General features: G+C 32.7%; 19 protein-coding genes. 16 read left to right on the top strand and 3 right to left on the bottom strand.

Annotation, left to right across the window (positions count from 1 at the left end):
* Nucleotides 1–50 precede the first annotated feature (50 nt).
* Nucleotides 51–401: a large conductance mechanosensitive channel protein MscL gene (gene mscL, locus M4L39_RS02735; protein ID WP_277580635.1), complete on the bottom strand. Its 351-nt coding sequence runs from the start codon at nucleotides 399–401 to the stop codon at nucleotides 51–53.
* Nucleotides 402–602: 201 nt separating this feature from the next.
* Between mscL and M4L39_RS02740 the strand changes: the two genes are divergently transcribed.
* The 3 genes from M4L39_RS02740 to menI all read left to right on the top strand — a co-directional run bounded on the left by M4L39_RS02740 (nucleotide 603) and on the right by menI (nucleotide 6045).
* Nucleotides 603–2246, top strand: a complete 1644-nt coding sequence (locus M4L39_RS02740; RefSeq protein ID WP_277580636.1) for a glycine betaine uptake BCCT transporter — start codon at nucleotides 603–605, stop codon at nucleotides 2244–2246.
* 365 nt (nucleotides 2247–2611) lie between these two features.
* Nucleotides 2612–5317, top strand: coding sequence for an aconitate hydratase AcnA (gene acnA / locus M4L39_RS02745; protein ID WP_277580637.1), 2706 nt, complete (start codon nucleotides 2612–2614; stop codon nucleotides 5315–5317).
* Nucleotides 5318–5565: 248 nt separating this feature from the next.
* Nucleotides 5566–6045 (top strand): 1,4-dihydroxy-2-naphthoyl-CoA hydrolase MenI, encoded by a 480-nt coding sequence (gene menI / locus M4L39_RS02750; protein WP_277580638.1) that lies wholly within the window; start codon nucleotides 5566–5568, stop codon nucleotides 6043–6045.
* A gap of 244 nt (nucleotides 6046–6289) precedes the next feature.
* On the opposite strand, the gene M4L39_RS02755 is transcribed toward menI, so the two are convergent.
* A complete protein-coding gene (locus M4L39_RS02755) occupies nucleotides 6290–6586 on the bottom strand; it encodes a HesB/YadR/YfhF family protein (RefSeq protein WP_277580639.1) in 297 nt (98 codons plus the stop codon).
* Nucleotides 6587–6941: 355 nt separating this feature from the next.
* The gene (gene plsY, locus M4L39_RS02760; protein ID WP_277580640.1) at nucleotides 6942–7550 is read right to left on the bottom strand and encodes a glycerol-3-phosphate 1-O-acyltransferase PlsY; all 609 of its coding nucleotides are present in this window, start codon (nucleotides 7548–7550) and stop codon (nucleotides 6942–6944) included.
* A 201-nt stretch (nucleotides 7551–7751) separates the two neighbouring features.
* On the opposite strand from plsY, the gene parE reads away from it, so the two are divergent.
* The 13 genes from parE (at nucleotide 7752) to M4L39_RS02825 (ending at nucleotide 25909) form a co-directional block, all read left to right on the top strand.
* Nucleotides 7752–9746 (top strand): DNA topoisomerase IV subunit B, encoded by a 1995-nt coding sequence (parE, locus tag M4L39_RS02765; protein ID WP_277580981.1) that lies wholly within the window; start codon nucleotides 7752–7754, stop codon nucleotides 9744–9746.
* Nucleotides 9743–12145, top strand: coding sequence for a DNA topoisomerase IV subunit A (parC, locus tag M4L39_RS02770; RefSeq protein WP_277580641.1), 2403 nt, complete (start codon nucleotides 9743–9745; stop codon nucleotides 12143–12145). The genes parE and parC overlap by 4 nt, the downstream gene beginning before the upstream one ends.
* A gap of 252 nt (nucleotides 12146–12397) precedes the next feature.
* Nucleotides 12398–13843: an alanine/glycine:cation symporter family protein gene (locus M4L39_RS02775; RefSeq protein ID WP_277580642.1), complete on the top strand. Its 1446-nt coding sequence runs from the start codon at nucleotides 12398–12400 to the stop codon at nucleotides 13841–13843.
* A 163-nt stretch (nucleotides 13844–14006) separates the two neighbouring features.
* A complete protein-coding gene (gene glcT / locus M4L39_RS02780) occupies nucleotides 14007–14855 on the top strand; it encodes a glucose PTS transporter transcription antiterminator GlcT (RefSeq protein WP_277580643.1) in 849 nt (282 codons plus the stop codon).
* A gap of 485 nt (nucleotides 14856–15340) precedes the next feature.
* On the top strand, nucleotides 15341–16438 hold the full coding sequence (locus M4L39_RS02785; protein WP_277580644.1) for an acyltransferase family protein: 1098 nt from the start codon (nucleotides 15341–15343) through the stop codon (nucleotides 16436–16438).
* 346 nt (nucleotides 16439–16784) lie between these two features.
* Nucleotides 16785–18011, top strand: a complete 1227-nt coding sequence (locus M4L39_RS02790) for an AI-2E family transporter (RefSeq protein WP_277580645.1) — start codon at nucleotides 16785–16787, stop codon at nucleotides 18009–18011.
* Nucleotides 18012–18261: 250 nt separating this feature from the next.
* Nucleotides 18262–20787 carry a bifunctional lysylphosphatidylglycerol flippase/synthetase MprF gene (mprF, locus tag M4L39_RS02795; RefSeq protein WP_277580646.1) on the top strand — a complete coding sequence of 842 codons (2526 nt, stop codon included), beginning with the start codon at nucleotides 18262–18264 and terminating at the stop codon, nucleotides 20785–20787.
* Between the two features lie 451 nt (nucleotides 20788–21238).
* Entirely contained in the window at nucleotides 21239–21406 is a 168-nt protein-coding gene (locus M4L39_RS02800) for a hypothetical protein (protein WP_277580647.1), read from the top strand.
* A gap of 32 nt (nucleotides 21407–21438) precedes the next feature.
* The gene (locus tag M4L39_RS02805; protein WP_277580648.1) at nucleotides 21439–21801 is read left to right on the top strand and encodes a hypothetical protein; all 363 of its coding nucleotides are present in this window, start codon (nucleotides 21439–21441) and stop codon (nucleotides 21799–21801) included.
* Between the two features lie 240 nt (nucleotides 21802–22041).
* Nucleotides 22042–23040 carry a LacI family DNA-binding transcriptional regulator gene (locus tag M4L39_RS02810; RefSeq protein ID WP_277580649.1) on the top strand — a complete coding sequence of 333 codons (999 nt, stop codon included), beginning with the start codon at nucleotides 22042–22044 and terminating at the stop codon, nucleotides 23038–23040.
* A gap of 45 nt (nucleotides 23041–23085) precedes the next feature.
* Nucleotides 23086–23475 carry a D-ribose pyranase gene (rbsD, locus tag M4L39_RS02815; RefSeq protein ID WP_277580650.1) on the top strand — a complete coding sequence of 130 codons (390 nt, stop codon included), beginning with the start codon at nucleotides 23086–23088 and terminating at the stop codon, nucleotides 23473–23475.
* Between the two features lie 12 nt (nucleotides 23476–23487).
* On the top strand, nucleotides 23488–24981 hold the full coding sequence (locus M4L39_RS02820) for a sugar ABC transporter ATP-binding protein (protein WP_277580651.1): 1494 nt from the start codon (nucleotides 23488–23490) through the stop codon (nucleotides 24979–24981).
* Nucleotides 24968–25909 carry an ABC transporter permease gene (locus M4L39_RS02825; protein WP_277580652.1) on the top strand — a complete coding sequence of 314 codons (942 nt, stop codon included), beginning with the start codon at nucleotides 24968–24970 and terminating at the stop codon, nucleotides 25907–25909. Before M4L39_RS02820 ends, M4L39_RS02825 begins: the two co-directional genes overlap by 14 nt.
* Nucleotides 25910–25920: the final 11 nt, after the last annotated feature.

Raw genomic sequence — 25920 nt, forward strand, 5'->3', positions numbered from 1 at the left:
TTGTTGGTAGTCAAAAGCAGTAAATATCCAATGCTTTAAGGCTTTTTTAATTAATTTTTTTCACGTAGTAAATCGCGAATTTCCGTTAGTAATACAGTGTTTTCTTCGATTTCATCTTCTTCAGGTTTCATTAACGTATTTGCAATTTTAACAAAGATGAATAATGCAAAAGCGATGATAATAAAATCTATGATCGATTGTACGAACATACCATATTCAATGCCCATGAACGTCCAACTTTTTGCAAAGTCAACAGTTCCGAAAATTAAACCAATCAAAGGCATGATGATGTATGCGACTAATGCTGTAACAATTTTGTTGAAAGCTGCACCCATAACTACAGCTACTGCTAAATCTAAGACATTACCTTTTAATGCAAACTCCTTAAATTCCTTTAACATTATATAACACCTCTTAATTAAATATAAATTTTATTATACAATAAGTGTCAAATAAAGAGAATAGTTTTTTTAACTAAATTTGATATTAACACTAGGGTTTGTTATTCTAAGACGTGGCGAAAGATAAAAATAGAATTTATTGTGTTTTTTCTATTTAGGATTTTAAAAAATTAAATAAGATGAGAAAGGGAGTTATTATTAATGAATTCTTCTAACGATAAACTTAGTGGTAAGAAGATATCTCCAGTTTTTATCTATAGTGCGATTCTCGTAGCGATTGTAGTGCTCATTGGTGCATTCTTGCCGGAACAGTTTGATACTGTAACAAATACAATCAAACTATGGATAACAGAAAAACTTGGATGGTATTATTTAATACTTACAACTTTCATTGTTTTCTTCTGTGTTTTCCTAATATTTAGTCCTATCGGTAAACTGAAACTTGGTAAACCGAATGATAAACCTGAATTTAATACAATTTCATGGTTTGCGATGTTATTTAGTGCTGGTATGGGAATTGGACTTGTATTTTATGGTGCTGCTGAACCGATGGCTAACTTTGCTGCACCGCCAACTGCAGATCCAAAAACAACTGAAGCGTATACTGAAGGTTTACGCGCAACGTTCTTCCATTGGGGCTTCCATGCATGGGCAATTTATGGCGTAGTAGCATTAGCGCTTGCATATGCCCAGTTTAGAAAAGGCGAACCGGGACTTATTTCAAGAACTTTGCGACCTATCTTAGGCGATAAAGTAGAAGGCCCTATCGGAACAATAATCGACGTATTAGCAGTATTTGCTACTGTTGTTGGTGTTGCCGTATCACTTGGTATGGGCGCATTACAAATCAATGGTGGTTTGAATTACTTATTCGGTATTCCAAATAATATATGGGTACAAGCAATAATTATAGTGATTGTAACTATATTATTTATCATGAGTGCTTGGTCTGGATTAAGTAAAGGTATCCAATATTTAAGTAATCTAAATATTAGTTTAGGTTTAATATTGATGGTAGCTGTACTTATTATTGGCCCAACTGTATTAATTTTAAATATGATGACAAGTTCAACAGGTAGTCTATTGAACTCATTCCTATTTAATTCATTTGATACAGCAGCTTTAAACCCTCAAAAAAGTGAATGGATGTCTAGTTGGACACTTTACTATTGGGGTTGGTGGTTAAGCTGGAGTCCATTCGTAGGTATATTTATCGCACGTGTATCTAAAGGACGTTCTATCCGAGAATTTATCTCAGGTGTACTTTTAGTACCTGCATTAGTAAGTTTCGTTTGGTTCAGTGTATTTGGTGTACTAGGTATTGAAACTGGTAAGAAAAATCCTGAAATATTCGATATGACCGTTGAAACACAACTCTTTGCTGTGTTTAACGAAATACCTATGGGCATTATATTGTCAATTATTGCATTGGTATTAATTGCATCATTCTTTATTACTTCAGCTGACTCAGCGACATTCGTATTAGGTATGCAAACGACATATGGTTCGTTAAATCCTTCGAATTACGTTAAAGTCACTTGGGGTATTGCACAGTCATTAATTGCTTTCGTATTATTATTTGCAGGTGGGGGCGATGGTGCACAAGCACTGAACGCGATTCAGAGTGCCGCCATTATAAGTGCCTTGCCGTTCTCCTTTGTAGTTATAATGATGATGATTTCATTCTACAAAGATGCGAACAAAGAGCGTAAGTTCTTAGGCTTAACACTGACACCTAACAAACATAGATTGCAAGATTATGTACAACATCAAGAAGATGAATATGAAGATGATATTATTGAAAGACGTAAACCATTAAGAGACTCTGAAAAAACTGAAAAATAATGTGAAGTAACTGGGGAACCCGTAGTGGATCCCCAGTTTTTTTGTACGCAAAAAGATTAAATATTAAGTAGAAGCGGCTTTTGTTTAAGGCATTAATATAAATAAAAAATATATAGGCAACTAGAATAATGTAAAATACTAAATTGAATACGATATGTAAATGAAAATAGCTGATAATGATTCTCAATTGATAACATTAACTTATTACACATTCAGCGCGTGATAAGTTATGCTTATACATACTGATTGAAAAATCAAATCTAAATTATATAGGTTTCTAGTCTTATGTAGTTGTTTTAAGTTGCATTTAATTATACAATTCAGATAACGGCATATAATCAATATAAATTTCAAGGGGGATTTTTATGGCTTCTAATATCAAACAACAAGCGAAAAAATCGTTTGAGCTTAACGGGAAATCATATACTTTTTATGATTTAAACACGTTAGAAGAACAAGGTTTAACGAAAGTATCAAAATTACCATACTCAATAAGAGTATTACTAGAGTCTGTTTTAAGACAAGAAGATGGTTTTGTAATCACTGACGAACACATCAAAGCATTATCTGACTTCACTAAAGGCGCAGAAGGCGAAGTACCATTTAAACCTTCACGTGTTATTTTACAAGATTTCACAGGGGTTCCTGCTGTTGTAGACTTAGCATCATTACGTAAAGCAATGAATGATGTTGGCGGGGATTTGGACAAAATCAATCCAGAAGTACCAGTAGATTTAGTTATTGACCACTCAGTTCAAGTTGATAGCTATGCAAATCCTGATGCACTAGAACGTAATATGAAATTAGAATTTGAAAGAAACTACGAACGTTACCAATTTTTAAATTGGGCTACTAAAGCGTTTAACAATTACAGTGCAGTGCCACCAGCAACTGGTATCGTTCACCAAGTTAACTTAGAGTATTTAGCAAATGTTGTTCATGCTCGTGAAGTAGACGGTGAAACTGTAGCATTTCCTGATACATTAGTAGGTACTGACTCACATACGACAATGATCAATGGTCTTGGCGTATTAGGTTGGGGCGTAGGTGGTATCGAAGCTGAAGCTGGAATGCTTGGTCAACCTTCATACTTCCCAATTCCTGAAGTGATTGGCGTTAGATTATCTAATGCATTACCACAAGGTGCAACAGCTACAGATTTAGCTTTACGTGTGACTCAAGAGTTACGTAAACAAGGCGTGGTTGGCAAGTTTGTTGAATTCTTTGGCCCAGGTGTACAACATCTACCATTGGCAGATCGTGCGACAATTGCAAACATGGCTCCAGAATATGGTGCGACTTGTGGTTTCTTCCCAGTCGATGAAGAAGCATTAAAATATATGCGCTTAACAGGTCGTTCTGAGGATCAAATTCAACTTGTGAAAAAATATTTACAAGAAAACAGTATGTTCTTCACAGTAGAAGCAGATGAACCAGAATATACTAAAGTTGTTGAATTAGATTTATCAACTGTTGAAGCTTCATTAGCAGGTCCAAAACGTCCTCAAGATTTAATTTTCTTAAGTGATATGAAATCTGAATTCCAAAAATCAGTTACTGCACCAGCAGGCAACCAAGGTCACGGATTTGATGAGAGCGAGTTTGATAAAACCATTGATATTGAATTTAAAGACGGTTCAACGACAACAATGAAAACTGGTGACTTAGCTATTGCCGCGATCACATCTTGTACAAATACATCTAACCCATATGTAATGTTAGGTGCTGGACTTGTTGCTAAGAAAGCAGTAGAAAAAGGATTAGAAGTTCCAGAATATGTTAAAACTTCATTAGCGCCAGGTTCAAAAGTTGTTACAGGTTATTTAAATGATTCAGGTTTAAACGATTATCTGGATAAACTTGGATTTAACCTTGTAGGTTATGGTTGTACAACTTGTATTGGTAACTCTGGCCCATTACTAGAAGAAATTGAAAAAGCTATAGCAGAAGAAGATTTATTAGTTACATCTGTATTATCAGGTAACCGTAACTTTGAAGGACGTATTCATCCATTAGTTAAAGGTAACTACTTAGCTTCACCACAATTAGTTGTGGCATATGCTTTAGCAGGTACAGTAAATATTGATTTACAAAATGAACCTCTAGGTAAAGGCAAAGATGGCGAAGATGTATATCTAAAAGACATTTGGCCTACAATTAAAGAAGTTTCGGATACTGTAGATAATGTTGTTACACCTGAATTATTTAAAGAAGAATATGCAACGGTGTACAATAATAATGAAATGTGGAACGAAATCGATGTTACAGATAAACCGTTATATGACTTCGATTCTGAATCTACTTACATTCAAAATCCTTCATTTTTCCAAGGCTTATCTAAAGAGCCAGGAACAATTGAATCACTTAATAATTTACGTGTTATGGGTAAATTTGGAGATTCAGTAACAACTGACCATATTTCGCCAGCAGGCGCTATTGGTAAAGACACACCAGCAGGTAAATACTTATTAGATCACGATGTTCCAATTCGTCAATTTAACTCATATGGTTCACGTCGTGGTAATCATGAAGTTATGGTTCGTGGTACTTTCGCTAACATTCGTATTAAAAATGAATTGGCCCCAGGTACAGAAGGTGGATTCACAACATATTGGCCAACAGGCGAACAAATGCCAATATATGACGCAGCAATGAAATACAAAGAAGATGGCACGGGCTTAGTAGTATTAGCAGGTAATGACTACGGCATGGGATCTTCACGTGACTGGGCAGCTAAAGGAACAAACCTTTTAGGTGTTAAAACAGTTATTGCTCAAAGTTACGAACGTATTCACCGTTCAAACTTAGTTATGATGGGTGTATTACCTTTACAATTTAAAGACGGGGAGTCTTCTGAAAGTTTAGGCATCGATGGAACTGAAGTTATTTCAGTTGATATTGATGAGAATGTTAAACCTCATGATTTAGTTAAAGTACAAGCTAAAAAAGAAAATGGCAAAGTCATTGAATTTGAAGCAGTTGCACGTTTTGATTCAAACGTGGAAATGGACTATTATCGCCATGGTGGTATCTTACAACTTGTATTAAGAAAAAAATTAGCAAGTAAATAGTAACTTAAAAATTACACAGTAGCTGTCTGATATTTAAATACACTTGTTTCAAGCTTTTAAAGAACTACTTCTTCATTTATGAAGGCCAGTAGTTCTTATGCAAAAGCTTCAGCACTTGTATTCCTTTTCTAGTCAGACTTATGGGTGTGGGAATATGAAATCAAATTTTGGTTTCTGTCCTACTCCCTTTTTTATGTTAATATTTAATGTGTAATAATGACTATGAGTATTTGAAAAGAGGACGTAAAATGATTTACAGTATGACAAAAATAGAATCACGTTATCAAGAGACAGACCAAATGGGCGTGATTTATCATGGGAACTATCCTACTTGGTTTGAAGTCGCACGTACAGATTATATCTCTAAATTGGGCTTCAGTTATAAAGACATGGAAGATGCTGGTATTATTTCGCCAGTAACAGAGATAGATATTAAATATATTAAATCCATCACGTATCCTGAGAAGGTAACAGTTAAGACGTGGGTCGATAAATACTCTAGATTGAGATATGTGTATCGTTATGAGATTTTTAATGAAGCAGGCGAGTTAGCGACTACAGGATCTACAACTTTAACTTGTATCAAAAAAGAAGACTTTAAACCTATTAGACTAGATAAATATTTCCCGGAGTGGCACACAGCTTATCTTGATGTTGATCAAAGAAATAAAGTGGGCGAAACGTTAGAGCTTGTGCGTGGTGTTTCACTTAATGATGCTTTTCGTTAAGTGTTGATCAAATGATGCATGACAAGACAAAGAAAAAGGATGATTTCTATAATAATTAATAGAAATCATCCTTTATTTATTTATCTTTAAGTCTTTTATCTCGAAATCTTCTTTAATTATACTAATAGTGAATTATTTGAATCCAAAAGTTTAAATGCAATTGTATAACTAATATTATATAGAAGGAAAATAATAATCAACACAGTTTGTACATTAACTTAAGTTCAAATAATTTAACTATATATTATTTAGTAGTATACGAAATTTCGTCAACGCTATCACTTATATCGATGAATAAATTATCATCTTTAAAATACCATAAATCTTTTTCGGCGATTACAACGTCTAAACCTTCGTAATTATTTTCGTAACCAATTTCAACTTCGTTTTTTCTGTCTACGCTAAAGGCAGGGCTAAATCCTTGTTTTAACTGGAATTCTCCACCATAACGAACGAAAAATTGTAAAACTTTATCACCTTCAGGTAATTCAAGTTCCTCTTTAAACCAAGACACTGCTTTATTTGAAAGTTCTATTTCCATAATAAAAGTCTCCTTTCGGTTCACAAGTACTTAACTTATGAAAGTTAGTCACTAATCTAAAAATTAGTATTATATACATTACCCGTTCTGAGTAATATTAAATGTATTATAGCATAAATTATTAAAAAGTTATTTAAAATTAATTTAGACATATGTGAAATAGCGAAAATCTATGTTAAAGCGCTACATTAGTAGTATAATAGAAGTAATGATGTTTTAAAGTGCTCGGAGAAATTAATTCTTCGTACGTGGATGTTAGGTGTCTTAAGCTAAAAATAAAAAGCTGGAGACAATAGAAGTCCTCTAGCTTTTTATTTTAATTACTTGATTGTTTACATAGTGACTTGTGTAATAGTTACATCCATTTTATTTTAGGTTCTTCACCTTTGAATATTCTTACAATATTAGAACGGTGTCTAAAGATCAGTAGTACAACCACACCGATGCTAACGATAAACAAGATAAAGTCTCGAATTAGTACTGCACCAATAAGACAACAAATTGATGCAATAATGCTTGAAAGCGAAACATATTTTGTTAATTTCAATATTATAAAGAAAATAGCTGCTAATATAATTAATAAGATAGGATTCATACCGAGTATAACGCCAGCACTTGTAGCAACAGCTTTACCACCTTTGAATCCAAGGTAAACTGGGTATACATGACCTAAAATTGCGAAAGCACCAACGATTAATCCATTTGTGAAAAATGAACTAATAGGGCCTTCTGCACTGACAGGTAACCAAAGTGGTAAAAAGACCACAATGAAACCTTTAAATATGTCTAAAAAAGTAACTAGGAATCCTGCTGGTTTACCTAATACTCTAAAGCTATTTGTTGCGCCAGTGTTGCCACTACCAAATTGTCTGATATCTTTTTTATAAAATAATTTCCCTATTACATAGCCACTTGGAAATGCACCAATGAGGTAACTTAGTATCAACATGATTATAATCATCATATATAATCCACATCCTTTAATGACATTAAAATTATTTTACCACATAAGACCATAATAAGACGAATAAAAATTTTCATAAGTGAATGAAATATTACTTGAAAATTGATTTGGTGCTTGCAATTTATCCAGATTTATATAAGAATAACTAATGTATAGTTTTAAAAACGAACGTATGTTTGTAGGAGGGCGAAACGATTGGCAATGAATAAACAAAATAACTATTCGGATGATTCCATTCAGGTTCTTGAAGGGTTAGAGGCCGTAAGAAAAAGACCTGGTATGTATGTTGGTTCTACCGATAAACGTGGATTACATCATCTAGTGTATGAAGTTGTCGATAATTCCGTCGATGAAGTATTAAACGGTTTTGGTAGTGAAATCATAGTAACTATCAATAAAGATGAAAGTATTACAATAGAAGATAATGGACGTGGGATGCCAACAGGTATCCATACATCAGGGAAACCTACTGTTCAGGTCATTTTTACGGTACTTCATGCAGGCGGTAAGTTTGGACAAGGTGGATATAAGACTTCAGGTGGGTTACACGGCGTGGGTGCATCAGTTGTCAATGCGCTGAGTGAATGGTTAGAGGTTGAAATCTGTAGAGATGGTACGGTGTATACTCAAAGTTTTAAAAATGGTGGTAAACCATCATCAGGACTTGAAAAACATGGTAAAACAAAAAAAACAGGCACAAAAGTAACGTTTAAACCGGATCCTGAAATATTCAAAGCAGCAACGTCATTTAATTACGATATGCTAAGTGAACGCTTGCAAGAGTCGGCTTTTTTACTTAAAAGCCTAAAAATCACGCTTAGAGATTTAAGAGCTGGTAAAGAACGTGAAGATGTATACCACTATGAAGATGGTATTAAAGAATTTGTGAGTTATGTTAATGAAGGCAAAGAAGTAATACACGAAGTTGCTAATTTTTCAGGTGAAGCGAATAAAATTGAAGTAGAAGTAGCATTTCAATATAACGATCAATACTCAGAAGGTATTTTGAGTTTCGTTAATAATGTACGTACTAAAGATGGTGGTACACATGAAGTTGGTTTTAAATCAGCTATGACACGTGTGTTTAATGACTATGCACGACGTATTAACGAATTAAAAGAGAAAGACAAGAATCTAGATGGTAATGATATAAGAGAAGGGCTTACAGCAATTATATCCTTACGTGTTCCGGAAGAATTACTCCAATTCGAAGGACAAACCAAGTCTAAATTGGGTACACCAGAAGCTAGAAGTGCTGTTGATTCTGTTGTGTCTGACAAGTTGCCATATTATTTAGAAGAAAAGGGCCAATTGTCTAAATCTCTAGTGAAAAAAGCACTAAAAGCCCAACAAGCGAGGGAAGCAGCGCGTAAAGCAAGAGAGGATGCACGCTCAGGAAAGAAAAACAAACGTAAAGATACATTACTTTCTGGGAAATTAACGCCCGCGCAAAGTAAAAATACTGAGAAGAAAGAAATATACTTAGTAGAGGGTGACTCAGCAGGAGGTTCTGCTAAGTTAGGAAGAGATCGTAAGTATCAAGCGATATTACCGCTAAGAGGTAAAGTGATTAACACAGAGAAAGCTAAACTGGATGATATATTCAAAAATGAAGAAATCAACACAATTATCCATACAATTGGTGCAGGTGTTGGTAACGAATTTAAAATTGAAGATAGCAATTATAATAGAATCATCATTATGACAGATGCTGATACAGATGGCGCTCATATACAAGTATTGTTATTAACGTTCTTCTTTAAGTATATGAAACCTTTAGTGGAAGCTGGTAGAGTATTTATAGCGCTACCTCCTTTATACAAATTAGAAAAAGGTAAAGGCGCTTCAAGAAAAATTGAATATGCTTGGACTGACGAAGAATTAGAGCAATTACAAGATAAATTAGGTAAAGGCTTTACGCTACAACGTTATAAAGGTCTTGGTGAAATGAACGCCGACCAATTGTGGGAAACAACAATGAATCCTGAAACTCGAACATTAATTAGAGTACAAATTGAAGATGAATTGCGTTCTTCTAAACGTGTAACAACATTAATGGGAGATAAAGTTGCACCACGACGTGAATGGATTGAAAAAAATGTTGAATTTGGTTTACAACAAGAACAAAGTATTTTAGATAATAATGAAATTCAAATTTTAGAACAGGAAAACCCCGATGAGGAGGAAATAAATTGAGTGAAATAATTCAAGATTTATCGCTAGAAGATGTTATTGGCGATCGATTCGGTAGATATAGTAAATACATCATTCAAGAGCGTGCATTGCCAGACGTTCGTGATGGGCTCAAACCTGTTCAAAGACGTATTTTATATGCAATGTATTCAAGTGGAAACACATATGATAAAAATTTCCGTAAAAGTGCTAAAACTGTCGGTGACGTCATTGGACAATATCATCCACATGGTGACTCTTCTGTATATGATGCCATGGTTCGACTGAGTCAAGGATGGAAATTACGTCATGTGTTAGTAGATATGCAAGGTAACAATGGTAGTATTGATAACGATCCGGCTGCAGCTATGCGTTATACGGAAGCTAAATTGAGCCCTATTTCAGAAGAACTATTAAGGGATATTAATAAAGAAACAGTACCATTTATGCCGAACTATGATGACACAACAATGGAACCTATGGTCTTACCAGCAAGGTTACCTCATTTATTAATCAATGGTAGTACCGGTATATCTGCAGGTTATGCAACAGATATACCACCGCATAACTTGGCAGAAGTAATACAAGCAACGCTTAAATATATTGATAACCCTGATATTACAGTGAGTCAGTTGATGAAATATATTAAAGGACCTGATTTTCCTACTGGTGGCATTATCCAAGGTATTGACGGTATCAAGAAAGCTTATGAAACAGGAAAAGGTAAAATTATTGTCCGTTCTAAAGTAGAATTAGAAGAACTGAGAAATGGTAGAAAAGAACTTATCGTTACCGAAGTACCATATGAAGTGAATAAAAGTTCACTAGTTAAAAAAATGGATGAGTTACGCGCAGATAAAAAAGTAGACGGTATTGTTGAAGTACGTGATGAAACAGACCGCACTGGTTTACGTATAGCAATTGAATTGAAGAAAGACGTTAATAGTGAAGCGGTGGCGAACTTTTTATACAAAAATACCGATTTACAAGTTGCTTATAACTTTAATATGGTAGCAATTAGTGATGGCCGTCCTATACTAATGGGCATACGTCAATTTATTGATAGCTATATCAATCACCAAATTGACGTTGTGACGAAACGTACGCGCTACGAATTAAACCATGCTGAAAGTAGAATGCATATTGTAGAAGGTTTAATGAAGGCACTTTCTATTTTGGATGAGGTCATAAAACTCATTAGAAGTTCTAAAAATAAAAAAGATGCTAAAAACAACTTAGTAGCGGAATATGATTTTAGTGATGCTCAGGCTGAAGCAATTGTCACGTTACAATTGTATCGTCTTACAAATACAGACATTGTTGAACTACAAAATGAACATGATGAATTGAAAAAGACTATCGAAGCTTTAAGAAACATCTTAGATAATCATGATGCTCTATTAAATGTTATTAAAGAAGAATTAACAGAAATAAGAAATCGCTATAAACAAAAACGTTTGTCTTCAATTGAAGCGGAAATTACGGAAATCAAAATTGATAAAGAAGTTATGATACCAAGTGAAACTGTAATCATGAGTGTCACAAAACATGGCTATATTAAACGTACATCTTTACGTAGTTTTAATGCAAGCGGCGCTGAAGAAGTTGGTGTCAAAGAAGGCGATGAGATGCTGAAATATCAAGAAGTTAATACTTTAGATACAGCACTTGTCTTTACTAATAAAGGACGTTACTTGTATATTCCAGTGCATAAACTAACAGAGATCAAATGGAAAGATTTGGGTCAACACGTATCACAAATCGTACCTATTGATGAAGGTGAACACGTTATAGATGTCTTTTGTGAACGTGACTTTAAACCTGAAGCATTTTATGTTCTTGCTACACGTAATGGCATGATTAAGAAAAGTAATGTTTCTATGTTCAAAACATCACGCTTTAATAAACCATTAGTATCAATGAAATTAAAAACTGATGATGAAATAATTAATGTTATGCGCATAGAAGAGCCACAACTGATTACAGTGCTTACACATAAAGGTATGTCATTAACATATAGTAGTGATGAACTTTCTGATACTGGTTTAAGAGCAGCTGGTGTTAAATCTATCAACTTAAAAGATGAAGATTATGCAGTGCTTACACAATTGATTTCTGAAAAGGATTCAATTCTAATGGCAACGCAAAGAGGTTCTTTAAAACGTATAGGATTTAAAGTGTTGCAAACAGCAAAACGTGCGCAACGTGGCCTTACATTGTTGAAGGAACTTAAGAAAGCACCACATCGTATTGTAGCTGCCGAAGTTGTCCAACCAGGACAAAAGCAATATACAATCTATTCAAATAAACAACAAGAAACTGGCGATATAAAAGATATTCATTTATCCGAACAATACACAAATGGTAGTTTCATAGTAGATATTAATGACTTTGGCGAAGTAGAAAGTTTAGTTGTTAAATAATATAAATTGAAAAAACTGTTAGTAAATACAACTATATAATGATAAAATACCTTTTAGGTGCAATAAAAAATAAAACCAAGAGATTTATAGTGGAGCAAGATATGATAGTGCAAGGCTTTTAGCTGACGCTGTTAAACCTTTGCTCACTTTCATGTGCACATATGCATTTTGACTATTAATATGTACATGAAATAACTATGAATCTCTTGATTTTGCTATAAAATTCAAATTATATAGATGAGAGGGATTAAATTGAGTAATTTTGATAGTTTAATTCCAGATTGGTTCAAAACTTTTGTTCAAGTCGGGAATGATTTAATCTGGTCGCAATATCTAATTGGACTACTAATAACAGCAGGTTTATACTTTACTATTAGTTCTAAATTTGTTCAATTAAGATGGATTCCAGAAATGTTTCGTGCCATTGGCGAAAAACCCGAAACACTAGACAGTGGTAAGAAAGGTATCTCGCCATTCCAAGCTTTTGCAATTAGTGCGGGATCTCGTGTTGGTACAGGTAATATCGCAGGTGTAGCTACTGCAATTGTTTTAGGTGGTCCAGGCGCTGTGTTCTGGATGTGGGTCATCGCATTAATTGGTGCAGCGAGTGCTTTTATAGAAGCAACTTTAGCACAGGTATATAAAGTACCTGATGAAGATGGTGGTTTCCGTGGTGGACCAGCTTATTACATAACTAAAGGTTTAAATCAAAAATGGTTAGGTATTTTATTTGCCATATTAATTACAGTGACATTTGCATTTGTGTTTAATACGGTGCAATCTAATACAATCGCTGAATCATTAAAAACACAATATAACGTGAGCCCTGTTGTAACAGGTATCGTTTTAGCAGTACTAACAGGTATTATTATTTTTGGTGGTGTACGTAGTATTGCTAAAATATCATCAATCATCGTACCATTTATGGCAATCATATATATCGGTCTTGTAGTTGTTATTTTGTTTATCAATTATGACCAAATTATTCCAATGATTACTACGATTGTTAAGAGCGCCTTTGGATTTGAACAGGCGACTGGTGGTGCAGTTGGTGCAGCAATTTTACAAGGGATTAAACGTGGTTTGTTCTCCAATGAAGCAGGTATGGGTTCTGCACCTAATGCTGCGGCAACAGCAGCTGTTCCTCATCCTGTAAAACAAGGTTTAATTCAATCGTTAGGTGTATTCTTTGATACAATGCTTGTTTGTACTGCAACTGCGATTATGATTTTATTATATACAGGATTAGAATTTGGTGAAAATGCGGCACAAGGTGTTGCAGTAACACAATCCGCACTTAATGAACATTTAGGTAGTGCCGGTGGTATTTTCTTAACAGTAGCAATATCACTATTTGCGTTTTCATCTGTAGTAGGAAATTATTACTATGGACAATCAAATATTGAATTTTTATCAAAAAACAAAGCTTTATTATTTATTTTTAGATGTTTAGTTGTTGTACTTGTATTTGTAGGTGCAGTAATTAAAACGGAAACTGTTTGGGGTACAGCCGATGTATTTATGGGCTTAATGGCAATCGTCAACTTAGTCGCAATTATTGGATTATCTAATATTGCATTTGCAGTAATGAACGATTATCAACGTCAACGTAAAGCAGGTAAGAAGCCTATCTTTAAACCAGAAGAATTAGAAATTAATTTATTTGGTATTGAAAGCTGGGGCATGAAAAAGAAATAATGATATAAAGTGAGTAATTATAACTATGTATTTTCTATAAATGGAAATACATAGTTTTTTTATGCACTAATACTATAAAAGTAATAGAAAAGCGCTTTACTACTTTCAATTTTCTATTTTTCACTATATAATGCTTATTGACATAATAAGAAGGATGAGTGACATGAGTTCTTACCTTATTACAAAGGTTTTAAATAATAATGTAATTATTTGCACTAATGAAATGCAAGAATATGTATTAATTGCAAAAGGCATTGGTTTTAATAAAAAGGTTGGCATGACATTGCATGAAAACCAATCAATTGAAAAAGTATATATATTAGATCAAAAATCACAACAAGACCACTATAAAACGTTGGTTGAATTAGCTGATGATAACTTGATACAAGCCGTGATCGATGCAGTAAATATTATTACCAATTCAGTAATGAAAATAGATAATCAAAAATTGGTTGTATCGCTCACAGATCATATTATTTTTGCATATAAGCGTATGAAACAAAATCAATTGATTAATAATCCATTCGTCATGGAAACAAAACAGTTATATAGTGAAGCTTATGAAATAGCAGAAAAAGTAATTGAACGATTAAATCATGTCTTAGAGGTAAATTTTCCAGAAGATGAGATTGGTTTTATCGCGTTACATATTGCTTCTAATACTGAAACAGTATCCATACGTGAGATGGAAACTATAAATGAGTTAATTAATAAAAGTATCTTTATTTTAGAGCATGATTTGAAACATACAATCGATAAAGAAACGGTTCAATATCAACGCTTTATTAGACATATTCAATTTTTAATAAGAAGATTGAATAAAGGGGAAGTATTGCAAAAAACAAGTGCATTTGAAGAAGTATTAAAAACACAATATCCTTTGTGTTTTAATATCGCATTGAAAATAATGAAAATGTTGCAACAAGAACTGAATATTACTATATATGAGGCAGAGGTCATTTACTTAACATTACATGTTTATCATTTTATGGCTGATAAGCAGTCAGATTAAATATAATTTGATTAATTACAAAATCAGAAATAGTAAAAACTTCCTCAAAATTAAATGAGGCTGAGACATAAATACATGTTTCAGCCTCATTTTAATTGGCAGTAGCTGACTGAATTGAAAATGCGCTTATACTAAGCTTTTAAAAAACTACTACTTTATTTATTAATTTATGAAGAGAAGTAGTACTTACGCAAGAGCTTCAGCTCTTGTATTCCATTTTCTAGTCATCTTTGCCGGTCTGGGCTCATACAACGTAATCTCATTAGGAAAATTAGAACTTATATTAAAGAATATTATTTTAATTTAAATAAAAAGTAATTTTACTTTTAAAAAGGGTTGAAATGTAAAGAATGTTTAGCAAATATTAAACGATATATAATAATGTATTAAGATTTAAAATATCAACGCAAACAAGGTTTACAGCTTATGATGAACATAATAGACTTAGTCTTCAGGTTAATTATGAGTAGGGAGGCTACAGTTGCATGAAGTATTATGATGAAGTGCCTATTATAAGAGCAGTAGCTGCTATGTTAGTTGTAGCAATTCATACAGTCAATAGTATTGGTTATTCAGCTTCAACTGGCGAATTTACTTCTGATGCTTTAGGTTATATCAACCAAATGGCAAGATTAGGTACGCCTATATTTGCTGTTATCAGCGCTTTTTTATTGACTATATCAGTTATTAATAGAGGATTTAGTTTAAATTACTTTATGAAATCTAGATTCAGTAAAATTTTTATCCCTTACATAATTTGGACGGTTTTTTATTTGTTATATAGAGAATACTTTTTACATAACCTTGAGGACGACGGTGAGTTAATTAACTATTTCGTTTATGGTAAAGCTAATTTTCATTTATACTTTATTTTGACTGTCATTCAATTTTATTTTCTTTTTCCATTTGTGCATAAATTTAAAAAAGGGTGGCCAATTATATTGGTTTTTATCTTAGCGACCGTTGTCAACGTTGTTTGGATTGTAATTCAGCCAATTTCATTAGGTGGCGGAGGCGTCGAACGCTTCATTAATGATAAATTATTTATTTTGAATTGGATTTCATTCTTTATGCTAGGCGTTGTATATGCTAAATTTTATAATGAAATAAAAGAATTGATATTTAAGTATAAAACGCTGCTTACTATAATTATTGCAATATTATTTATAGACTTACTCATAAGTATTGATTTAGATAATCTCAATACTTCAATCACAATTTCGAACATTATTTATATTCCTTTCTTTATCGTTTTTCTTAATTACATGTATGAGCATGTTAAGAAAAATAAAGTTGTATTAAATACGTTAACTGTAATTGGTAACTATTCAATGGGAATATACTTAGTTCATTATGTTGCCATACAATTCGTAAAAAGATTACCAATTGTAGAGAATATAGCACCACAAAGTAAATTTGTGAGTGTCTTTATTGCAGCAGTTGCACTATCTGTATTATTTGTATACTTAATTGGTAAATTACCTTATGGCAATTATATCGTTCCGATCCCCAAAAAGAAGACTAACAAAAATAAAGTTATCGCTGAAGAACCAGCTCGTGAAAATGAACCCACTTTAAATTAATAATTTAGAGCTTTCGCATTATTGTGGAATCTACTAACGACAAGGCAAACCAAGCAAATTATCACGTTTGGTTTGGCCTTTTTTATTTAATATTCAGTTTAAGTACTTATTTAAAGAGATAGTAGTACAAAAATAATAGAAGTATTGTTGTGTCCTCATTTATGTGTATAATTTCTCAAAAGGATTCTTACAATATATAATGTGGTAAAATATATGTTTGGAAGATGTCGAATGTGTTAATATTAATATTAGTGAATAAAACGACAATGTATTTTATGTTCGTAGTTTTATATCGTGTTAATGTGAAATTATAATTTTAAGAATCAAATTAAGGTATGGTGAGTTTATGTCGAATGCAGATAATATCAAACAAGAAAAAAAGACTGGAAAAGATAAATTAAAATTAAGTTTTCCAGAAACCCGCTTCATGAAGTTTTTAGGCGGTAAAGATTTACTTTTTGGTTTGTTGATTTTAATATTAGTTGGTTTCGCAATTTTTATATTTGACCAAGTTTCTTACATTTTCAAACCATTTATCATCGTATTTAATACGCTTGCAGCCCCTATCATTGTTTCAGTTATTCTCTATTATTTATTGAATCCATTAGTTAATTTAATGGAACGATATAATATTCCAAGAGTTTGGGGCGTTATCATTTTATTTCTACTCATCGTGGGTGTAATATCATTGGCAATTAATCTACTTATCCCAGTGATTGGGTCCCAATTCAAAAGTTTTGGTAATAATTTCCCATACTATGTCGATAAAGTGAATCAATTTATTGATAGTCTCACTAAATTTTCTGTGATATCTAATTTCTACACACAGATTCAAGATCAACTTGATACATTAGCCAAAAAATTACCATCTATGGTTTCTGATTATTTCAATGGTTTTGGATCTAAAATCAAGAATTTTGCCGAAGCGTTAGTCAATGTTGGTGTAGTAATTGCAACGACACCATTTGTATTATTCTTTATGTTAAAAGATGGCTATCGTTTTAAAGATTTTTCTACAAAATTGATGCCACCAAAATTCAGAAAAGATTTTCATGATTTATTAGACAAAATGAGTGTTCAAGTAGGTTCTTATATCCAAGGACAAATTATTGTCTCGTTCTGTATTGGAATTCTATTATTTATCGGTTATAGCATTATCGGATTAGATTATAGTTTAATCTTAGCATCTATTGCAGCTGTAACGAGTGTAGTACCTTACATTGGTCCTACGATTGCGATTTCACCTGCAATTATCATTGCATTAATTACTTCACCAATTATGTTATTGAAATTAATTATCGTGTGGACGGCTGTACAATTTATCGAAGGTCATTTCATTTCACCGAATGTAATGGGTAAAACGCTGAAAATACATCCACTCACAATTATTTTCATCTTGTTAAGTGCAGGTAACTTACTCGGTGTAGTTGGTGTTATTTTAGGTATACCAGCTTACGCTATTTTGAAAGTGCTTATTTCACACTTATATTCTATGTATAAACGTAGATATAATAAATATTATGGTGAAGATGCGGGTGAGTATCAAACTTCATCAGAAGAAGAAATTCGTTAATATAATTTTCAATTCAATAAGTTACTTCAAATAAAAAACAAGGCTAAGACATCTACATTGTGTTTTAGCCTTGTTTTTTTATATGTGCTAATTTGCATAACTACTTCATTGTGTATCGTATAAATGATTGAAATGGAAACCACCTAACAATTATGTTATGTAGATGTCATTAAAAATTTATTTATTATATTTTAGTGTTGTGCTATATTTTTTATGACACAATAGAAACACTGAAAAGAGAAGTGAAGATATGTCTAAAGAATTAAGAAGTAAATTGTTTTCTATATTAAAGGTAGTATTTGCAGTTACGTTATTTATTTTTGTTGTTTTCACATTATATAAAGAACTCTCACATATTAATCTTAAAGAAACAGTAAAATCATTTGGGGAAATTAATAGAGTATGGTTAGTGGCTTTATTCTTAAGTGGTGGTTTATCTATTATTGTATTATCACTTTATGATGTCCTCTTAGTAAAAACGTTAAAGTTGAAAATCTCTTTATTGAAAACCATTCGTATTGGTTATATTGTAAATGCACTTAATGCTGTCGTAGGATTTGGAGGTTTTATTGGTGCAAGTGTACGTTTCCTATTGTACAAGAACGCAACCGATGATAAAAAAGCGTTATTGCATACAATCTCTATTGTTTTAATATCAATGTTAACAGGACTTAGTTTACTGTCTATTCTTGTAGTGATTCACGTATTTGACGTTAAGCACATATTTAGTCCTTTTCCATGGATTCGCTGGTTATTGTATATTGTGGCACTATTTTTACCAATATTTATTATAGTTACTTATGTAAAACCAGTTAAACAATCACATAAATTACTTGGTATTTATTGCACAGTTGTTTCTGGTGTTGAATGGATAATAGCGTCATTCGTATTATACATGGCTTTAGTCATTGTAGGCATCCACATACCATTTACTACATTTATGGGCATATTTATTATAGCGTCATTATCAGGTTTGATTAGTTTTATTCCTGGTGGTTTTGGGACATTTGATTTAGTCGTATTATTAGGTCTGAAAAGTCTAAATGTACCGGAAGAAGAAATCGTTTTAGCGTTATTACTCTATCGTTTTGCTTATTATTTATTCCCAGTGTTAATCGCTTTGATTCTTTCTACATTTGAATTCAGAAGTACTGCAAAACGCTATTGGGAAGATTCAAAGTTTATGTTACCAGTGAAAGATATGACATCGCTTTTAGCCTCGTATCAAAAAGATATTATTGTAAGAATACCATCGTTTTCAATTGCAATATTGCTGATGTATACAAGCTTAATATGTTTTTTAAATAATTTGACCATTATATATGATGGCTTATATGATCCAAATCATTATATTTATTACATTATTGTATCAGTGCATACATCGGCATGTTTACTTTTATTATTAAATATAATTGGTGTATATCATCTCTCTAAACGAGCTATTTTATTTTCAATGATTTCGATTAGTTTAATATTTATTGTTACAGCTTATACTTATGCTTCTTTTATACTACTGAGTTGGCTTGCAGTTATGTTTGTTCTACTATTGGTATTTTATAGACGCTCGAATACAATTAAAAGACCATTCAGATATACAAAGTTATGGTTAAGTGTCGCTGTCGGTGCACTCATTTTGTATATTAATCATATTGTTATAGATGGAACATTCTATACATTAGATATTTATCATTTGGAAATGGACAGTTCAATATTAAGGTATTATTTCTGGTTTATGATTTTACTCGTTGCTATTATTGTGGGGGTGATCGTTTGGTGGTTTGAGTATCGTTATAGAGTAAAGAATAGAAGTAGCAATATTGAATTGTGCGAAACAATTATAGCGCAATATGGAGGTAATTATTTAAGCCATTTAATGTATAGTGGAGATAAGAATTATTTTATTAATGAAAAAGAAGATGCATTTCTTATGTATCGTTATAAATACAGTGCATATATTGTATTAGGTGATCCAGTCGGAAATCCAGAATCATTTCATGAATTATTAGAATCGTTTTACCGTGAAGCACAATATTTAGGTTACGATGTGATATTTTATCAAGTAACTGATAAGTATATGTCACTTTATCATAATTTTGGCAATCAATTTTTCAAGTTAGGTGAAGAAGCGGTTATAGATTTAACTACATTTACTACATCAGGTAAAAAGAAACGCGGCTTACGTGCAACGTTAAATAAATTTGAGGATCTTAATTTAACTTTTGAAGTGTTGAACCCACCGTTTTCATCAAGATTATTTGCTGATTTGAAAAAAATTAGTGATGATTGGTTAGCAGAAAGAAATGAAATGCATTTTTCTGTTGGTAGCTTTAATGAACATTATTTATCTCAAGCACCTATAGCGATCATTAAAGATAAAGAGCAATCTATTATTGCATTTTGTACATTTATGCCTACGTATTATAAGGAAACAATTTCTGTAGATTTAATTCGTTGGAAGTCGGGTATTGAGTTACCTTTAATGGATGGCTTATATTTAAATATGCTGTTATGGGCAAAGGAACATAATTACGAACATTTTAATATGGGTATGGCTACGTTATCTAATGTGGGGCAAGTGCCGTTCTCATTTTATGGAGAGAGAATCGCAGGTAGAGTTTTCGAACATTTTAATGGTTTGTATAGATTTCAAGGTCTGAGAAGATACAAAGAGAAATTCAATCCTCTTTGGGAACCAAGGTTCTTAGTTTATCAGAAACATCATTCGTTATGGCTCAGTATGTTAAAAGTAATGCGTGTAATTAGAAAGCATAAATAAAAAAGTAATAAATAAAAAAAGCAACCAACACACGCTTTGTGTGCTGGTTGCTTTTTTTAAGGAGTTTAAAAGTATTTAATGGTTTTTATAGTTAATATCTGGAGAAGTTATTAACTACTTTAAATAAACTAACTGGTAGAACTGTTCTAAATATTATTTGACTCTAACTATATATGAATTTCTCGTTACCCCTTTGTTAAGGTATAATCATAATATATCATTATTGGAAAACGCTTTCAATAGTAGGCAGTGAGATTATTCAAATAAAAAATGACATTTTATCTACATGATTTCTTTTTAAAAATAAATTGTATTATTACTATTTTAAAGGGGCGAAATGCACTACAAAAAATAGATTCACATTGTAATTATTTAATATTAAAAATGGATCCAATCAGTGCATTATTTGTAGTAAGATATAGAATAAATTAAAATATTGAGGCGTATTAAAATGAAGAAAATCATAATTGGCATTATCTTAGCCTTATTAGTCATTGCATTAATAGTTGCAGGCACGTTTTTATACCAATCCCTTAATTCTAATTATAAAGGGACAAAACAAGTTTCTCAGAGTAATGAACACAATAAAGAAAAAGTAACGGCCATCTACCTAAAATAGATGTGTTAGCGCAGCAATTTAGCACAGATTTCATGAACCGTGATACGAGACATGGTTATCATAAAGTATCAAAGGGGATGCACAAGGAAAAAATAGAAGATGAATTTGGTGAAAGTGAGAAAGCATTGAATATTGCCGGCGTAAAAGTTATTAAATACGGCGACATTGGAGTTCACTACAGCAACCATAAAGTGAGCCGCTACTTTATCATACCGACAGATGTGAATGTCCAACAATTTATACAAGTACATGGTACTAGAACAATAAACTACGAAGAAGGAACAATGATCTATGATGACAATCCTAATAATAAATTTTCAGTAAAAGTTTATGTAGGTCAGAATGGTGAAATTAAGGGGATAGAAAATATTGATCAAGTAACAATCAATCATTAAAAGATAAAATGCAGCAATTGTAGGCATTTAATATATCTAGATAATTAGTAATAGTATTGAACTATATTACATATTGGTTGATAAAGACATTGATATGCTAGAGCGGTATTATAAAGTGGAAAGAATACCGCTTTTTATTATTTATTATAATTTTTAAAAACTGTAAATACCTCTACAAAAAATTAATCTAATAAATAAAACATACGATTGTTCTATTAAATTATAAAAAGTTGTGGTAATATGAAAGCGGTTACACAAACTGAGGTGATTTCATTGGCAACAATTAAAGAAGTAGCGCGATTGGCAGGTTGCTCTGTAGCAACTGTCTCTAGAGCAATCAATAATAATGGTTATGTAAAAGCACAAACAAGAGCACAAATTGAAAGTGCAATTACGCAACTGAAGTATCAACCGAATGAAGCGGCACGTACGTTATATAAGCGGAAATCTAAGATGATAGGATTATTGCTTCCAGATATTAGTAATCCGTTTTTCACACTTATCGCTCGTGGTGTAGAAGATGTAGCTTTGGCACACGGTTATCAAGTATTGATAGGTAATAGCGATAACGATATTGATAAAGCAAAAAATTATCTTTCTACATTTGTAGCTCACAATTGTACGGGTATGATTTCCACAGCACTAAATGAAAATGTAATTGAAAATACACTCAATACATATGGTATTCCATTTGTATTTGTTGATCGTATCAATGACGGCAATAAAGGGATTTCTACAAATCATTTTGAAGGTGGTCAACTCCAAGCTCAATTAATCATCGAAGGGGAGGCACAACACGTGTTAATCGTGCATTCTGATTTAAATGTAGCTGCATTCCAATTACGGGTGGATGGTGTAGAAGATATTCTAAGGCAACATGATGTGTCATATTGTCGTTGTGAAGAAGATCAAATAGATGACGAAGCACAATTTATTAAACAAATACGCCAAAATCGTATAGATAGCATTATATGTAGTAACGATTTGATTGCGATTAAAATATTGGGTGTGATTCAACAACATGGATTTAAAGTGCCGAAAGACATACAACTTGTTGGTTATGACGATATACCATTTTCAAAAATGACATTTCCTCAAATTACAACGATAGACCAATCGGCATATCGTATAGGTGAACTTGCTGTATCGAAACTGCTCAATTTATATGATGAGGAAGACGAGAATCATGTTGACCAAGTAGCGATTACAGTGAAGCGGAGGAAAAGCACGAGATTTTAATGCATAACATGTAACGGGTTACATAAAAACTTTAGGGGTGATTGAATGTATAAGACAGGTATATTAAATAGCAAAATTTTAAAATTGTTAAGTGATTTAGGGCATACTGATCAAATTATCATTGCAGATTGTGGACTTCCAGTTCCAGAAGGTGTTAAGAAGATTGATCTCGCATTGGAATTTGGAAGGCCCTCTTTTATAGAAGTTTTTAATCTTATAAAAGCGCATATGGAAATTGAACAAATGACATTAGCTGAAGAAATGATAACGCAAAATAACACATTATATCAGACATTATCAGCGGAAAATATTGAAATTCTAACGACATCACATGAGCAATTCAAAGTACAAAGTAAAGCAGTCAAAGCCATCATTCGCACAGGTGAAGCTAAACCTTTTGCTAATGTCGTACTGTCAAGCGGTGTTTTATTTTAAGGGGTGAATAAAATGATAAAGATGGAACAAATATTTAAATCTTTCGGTCAAAATGACGTATTAAGAGGCGTGGATTTTGAAATAGATGATGGTGAGATACACGCCTTAATGGGAGAAAATGGTGCTGGTAAAAGTACATTGATGAAGATACTCACAGGTGTATATAAATCGGATAGTGGTTCTGTTGAAGAAAACGATGAAGCTATTCAGTTTAAAAATACCAAAGACGCGGAACAAAATGGTGTGTCATTCATACAACAAGAGTTAAATATATGGCCTAATTTGACGGTGTTAGAAAATTTATTTCTCGGTAAAGAGGAAACAAAGTTTTTAGGTATTGTCGATAATAAAAAGATGAAAAAACAAGCAAAAGCCATTTTCAAAAAACTAAATATTAATATCGATTTAAATAAAGAAGCGGGTGTTTTATCTGTAGGTATGCAGCAGATGTTAGAAATTAGTAAAGCGCTAATGCAAGATTCAAAAGTCATTATTATGGATGAGCCTACTGCAGCATTAACAAATAATGAGATTGATATTTTATTTGAACAAATTCGAAAACTGAAAAGTGAAGGCGTGTCATTTGTATATATATCTCACAGAATGGAAGAGATTTTCAGTATTTCAGACCGTATTACGGTAATGCGAGACGGACGTTCTATCTTAACTGCTGCAACAGCAGATACGACCAATGCGAAAATTGTTAAGGCAATGATTGGTAGAGACCTAGATAATCAATATCCGGATAGGCATTACACACAAGATGAGGAAGTTGTTCTTTCAGTGAAAAACCTCAGTTCTAATGAGCATAAGTTAAATGATATTCACTTTAATCTACATAAAGGTGAAATTCTGGGTTTTAGTGGATTGATGGGTGCAGGGAGATCTGAAATTATGCGTGTACTGTTCGGTTTAGATAAGGGGCGTATGCAAGTGAAAATGAATGGTCAACAATTACAGATAAATAATCCTAATCAATCTATCAAGCAAGGTTTAGCATTTATCACAGAGAACAGAAAAGAAGAAGGTTTGGTGCTTCAAGATTCAATATTAGAGAATATTTCATTACCAGCGTTGAAAAGCTTTTCTAAATCTGGATTTTTAACGCAAGGTTCTATGAAACAATATGCAGAACAAATGGTTCAACGATTGAATATTAAAGGTGAAAAAAATGATGCTTGTGTTGATTTATCAGGTGGTAACCAACAAAAAGTCGTCATCGCAAAATGGATAGCAACTGCCCCGCATGTCTTAATTTTAGATGAGCCTACACGTGGTATCGATGTAGGTGCGAAAAGAGAGATTTATCAATTGATGAATGAATTGACTGAACGTGGCATGTCTATCATTATGATTTCATCAGAATTGCCTGAAATCATAGGTATGAGTGACAGGGTGGCCGTTGTGCATGAAGGGAATATTACAGGTGTGTTAGAGAAAGCATCATTATCAGAAGAACGTATTATGACATTAGCTACAGGAGGGGAAGTACATGACACAGTCTAAATTATCATTTTCATATTTAGAAAAGATAATTCCATTTATTGGATTAATATTATTGGTTATTATCATTAGTGCATTAAACAGCGCATTTTTAGAACCATCCAACTTATTTAATTTACTTAGACAAGTATCGATTAACGGGCTCATTGCATTTGGTATGACATTTGTTATCTTAACGGGCGGTATTGATTTGTCTGTCGGTTCTACATTGGCATTATCAAGTGCGATGATAGCAATTTTAATGGTATCAGGTGTAGATTCAATGATTGCCTTATTACTCGGCTGTATCTTTGGTGCAGTTCTAGGGGCAATTAACGGTTTATTAATCACTTTAGGTAAGATGGCGCCATTTATCGCAACTTTGGCTACTATGACTGTCTTTAGGGGCTTAACGCTAGTAATTACGGATGGTAACCCAATTACAAGTTTAAATGGGAGCTATGCTTTCCAATTATTTGGACGTAGTTACTTTTTAGGCATACCTGTTCCGGCAGTCACAATGTTTGTAACGTTTGTCATTTTATATATTTTGCTACATAAAACAGTATTTGGTAGACAAACTTATGCAATGGGCGGTAATGAGAAAGCAGCATTTATTTCTGGTATTAAAGTAAATAAATTAAAAATCATGATTTATAGTTTAGCTGGCTTGATGTCGGCAATGGCTGGAGCAATATTAACATCACGCTTAAACTCTGCACAACCAACGGCAGGGATGTCATATGAGTTAGATGCGATTGCAGCAGTTGTACTGGGTGGTACATCACTCACTGGTGGTAAAGGACGTATACTTGGCACATTAATTGGTGTACTGATTATCGGTGTGTTAAACAATGGTTTGAATTTATTAGGCGTTTCATCGTTCTATCAACAAGTTGTTAAGGGTGTAGTGATTATCATAGCTGTATTAATTGATAGAAAAAATAAATAGTGTGGGAGGTT

It is taken from the genome of Staphylococcus equorum, assembly GCF_029531845.1.
In the GTDB taxonomy this organism is placed as follows: domain Bacteria; phylum Bacillota; class Bacilli; order Staphylococcales; family Staphylococcaceae; genus Staphylococcus; species Staphylococcus equorum_C.

Bases quoted from the DNA above. Each gene is read 5' to 3' on its own strand.
- M4L39_RS02755 (WP_277580639.1), bottom strand. From the start codon at position 6,586: ATGGAAATAGAACTTTCAAATAAAGCAGTGTCTTGGTTTAAAGAGGAA.
- M4L39_RS02820 (WP_277580651.1), top strand. From the start codon at position 23,488: ATGATAAAGATGGAACAAATATTTAAATCTTTCGGTCAAAATGACGTA.
- acnA (WP_277580637.1), top strand. From the start codon at position 2,612: ATGGCTTCTAATATCAAACAACAAGCGAAAAAATCGTTTGAGCTTAAC.
- rbsD (WP_277580650.1), top strand. From the start codon at position 23,086: ATGTATAAGACAGGTATATTAAATAGCAAAATTTTAAAATTGTTAAGT.
- mscL (WP_277580635.1), bottom strand. From the start codon at position 401: ATGTTAAAGGAATTTAAGGAGTTTGCATTAAAAGGTAATGTCTTAGAT.
- M4L39_RS02790 (WP_277580645.1), top strand. From the start codon at position 16,785: ATGTCGAATGCAGATAATATCAAACAAGAAAAAAAGACTGGAAAAGAT.
- plsY (WP_277580640.1), bottom strand. From the start codon at position 7,550: ATGATGATTATAATCATGTTGATACTAAGTTACCTCATTGGTGCATTT.
- parE (WP_277580981.1), top strand. From the start codon at position 7,752: ATGAATAAACAAAATAACTATTCGGATGATTCCATTCAGGTTCTTGAA.
- M4L39_RS02805 (WP_277580648.1), top strand. From the start codon at position 21,439: ATGAACCGTGATACGAGACATGGTTATCATAAAGTATCAAAGGGGATG.
- M4L39_RS02810 (WP_277580649.1), top strand. From the start codon at position 22,042: ATGAAAGCGGTTACACAAACTGAGGTGATTTCATTGGCAACAATTAAA.
- M4L39_RS02785 (WP_277580644.1), top strand. From the start codon at position 15,341: ATGAAGTATTATGATGAAGTGCCTATTATAAGAGCAGTAGCTGCTATG.
- M4L39_RS02800 (WP_277580647.1), top strand. From the start codon at position 21,239: ATGAAGAAAATCATAATTGGCATTATCTTAGCCTTATTAGTCATTGCA.
- mprF (WP_277580646.1), top strand. From the start codon at position 18,262: ATGTCTAAAGAATTAAGAAGTAAATTGTTTTCTATATTAAAGGTAGTA.
- menI (WP_277580638.1), top strand. From the start codon at position 5,566: ATGATTTACAGTATGACAAAAATAGAATCACGTTATCAAGAGACAGAC.
- M4L39_RS02825 (WP_277580652.1), top strand. From the start codon at position 24,968: ATGACACAGTCTAAATTATCATTTTCATATTTAGAAAAGATAATTCCA.
- M4L39_RS02740 (WP_277580636.1), top strand. From the start codon at position 603: ATGAATTCTTCTAACGATAAACTTAGTGGTAAGAAGATATCTCCAGTT.
- glcT (WP_277580643.1), top strand. From the start codon at position 14,007: ATGAGTTCTTACCTTATTACAAAGGTTTTAAATAATAATGTAATTATT.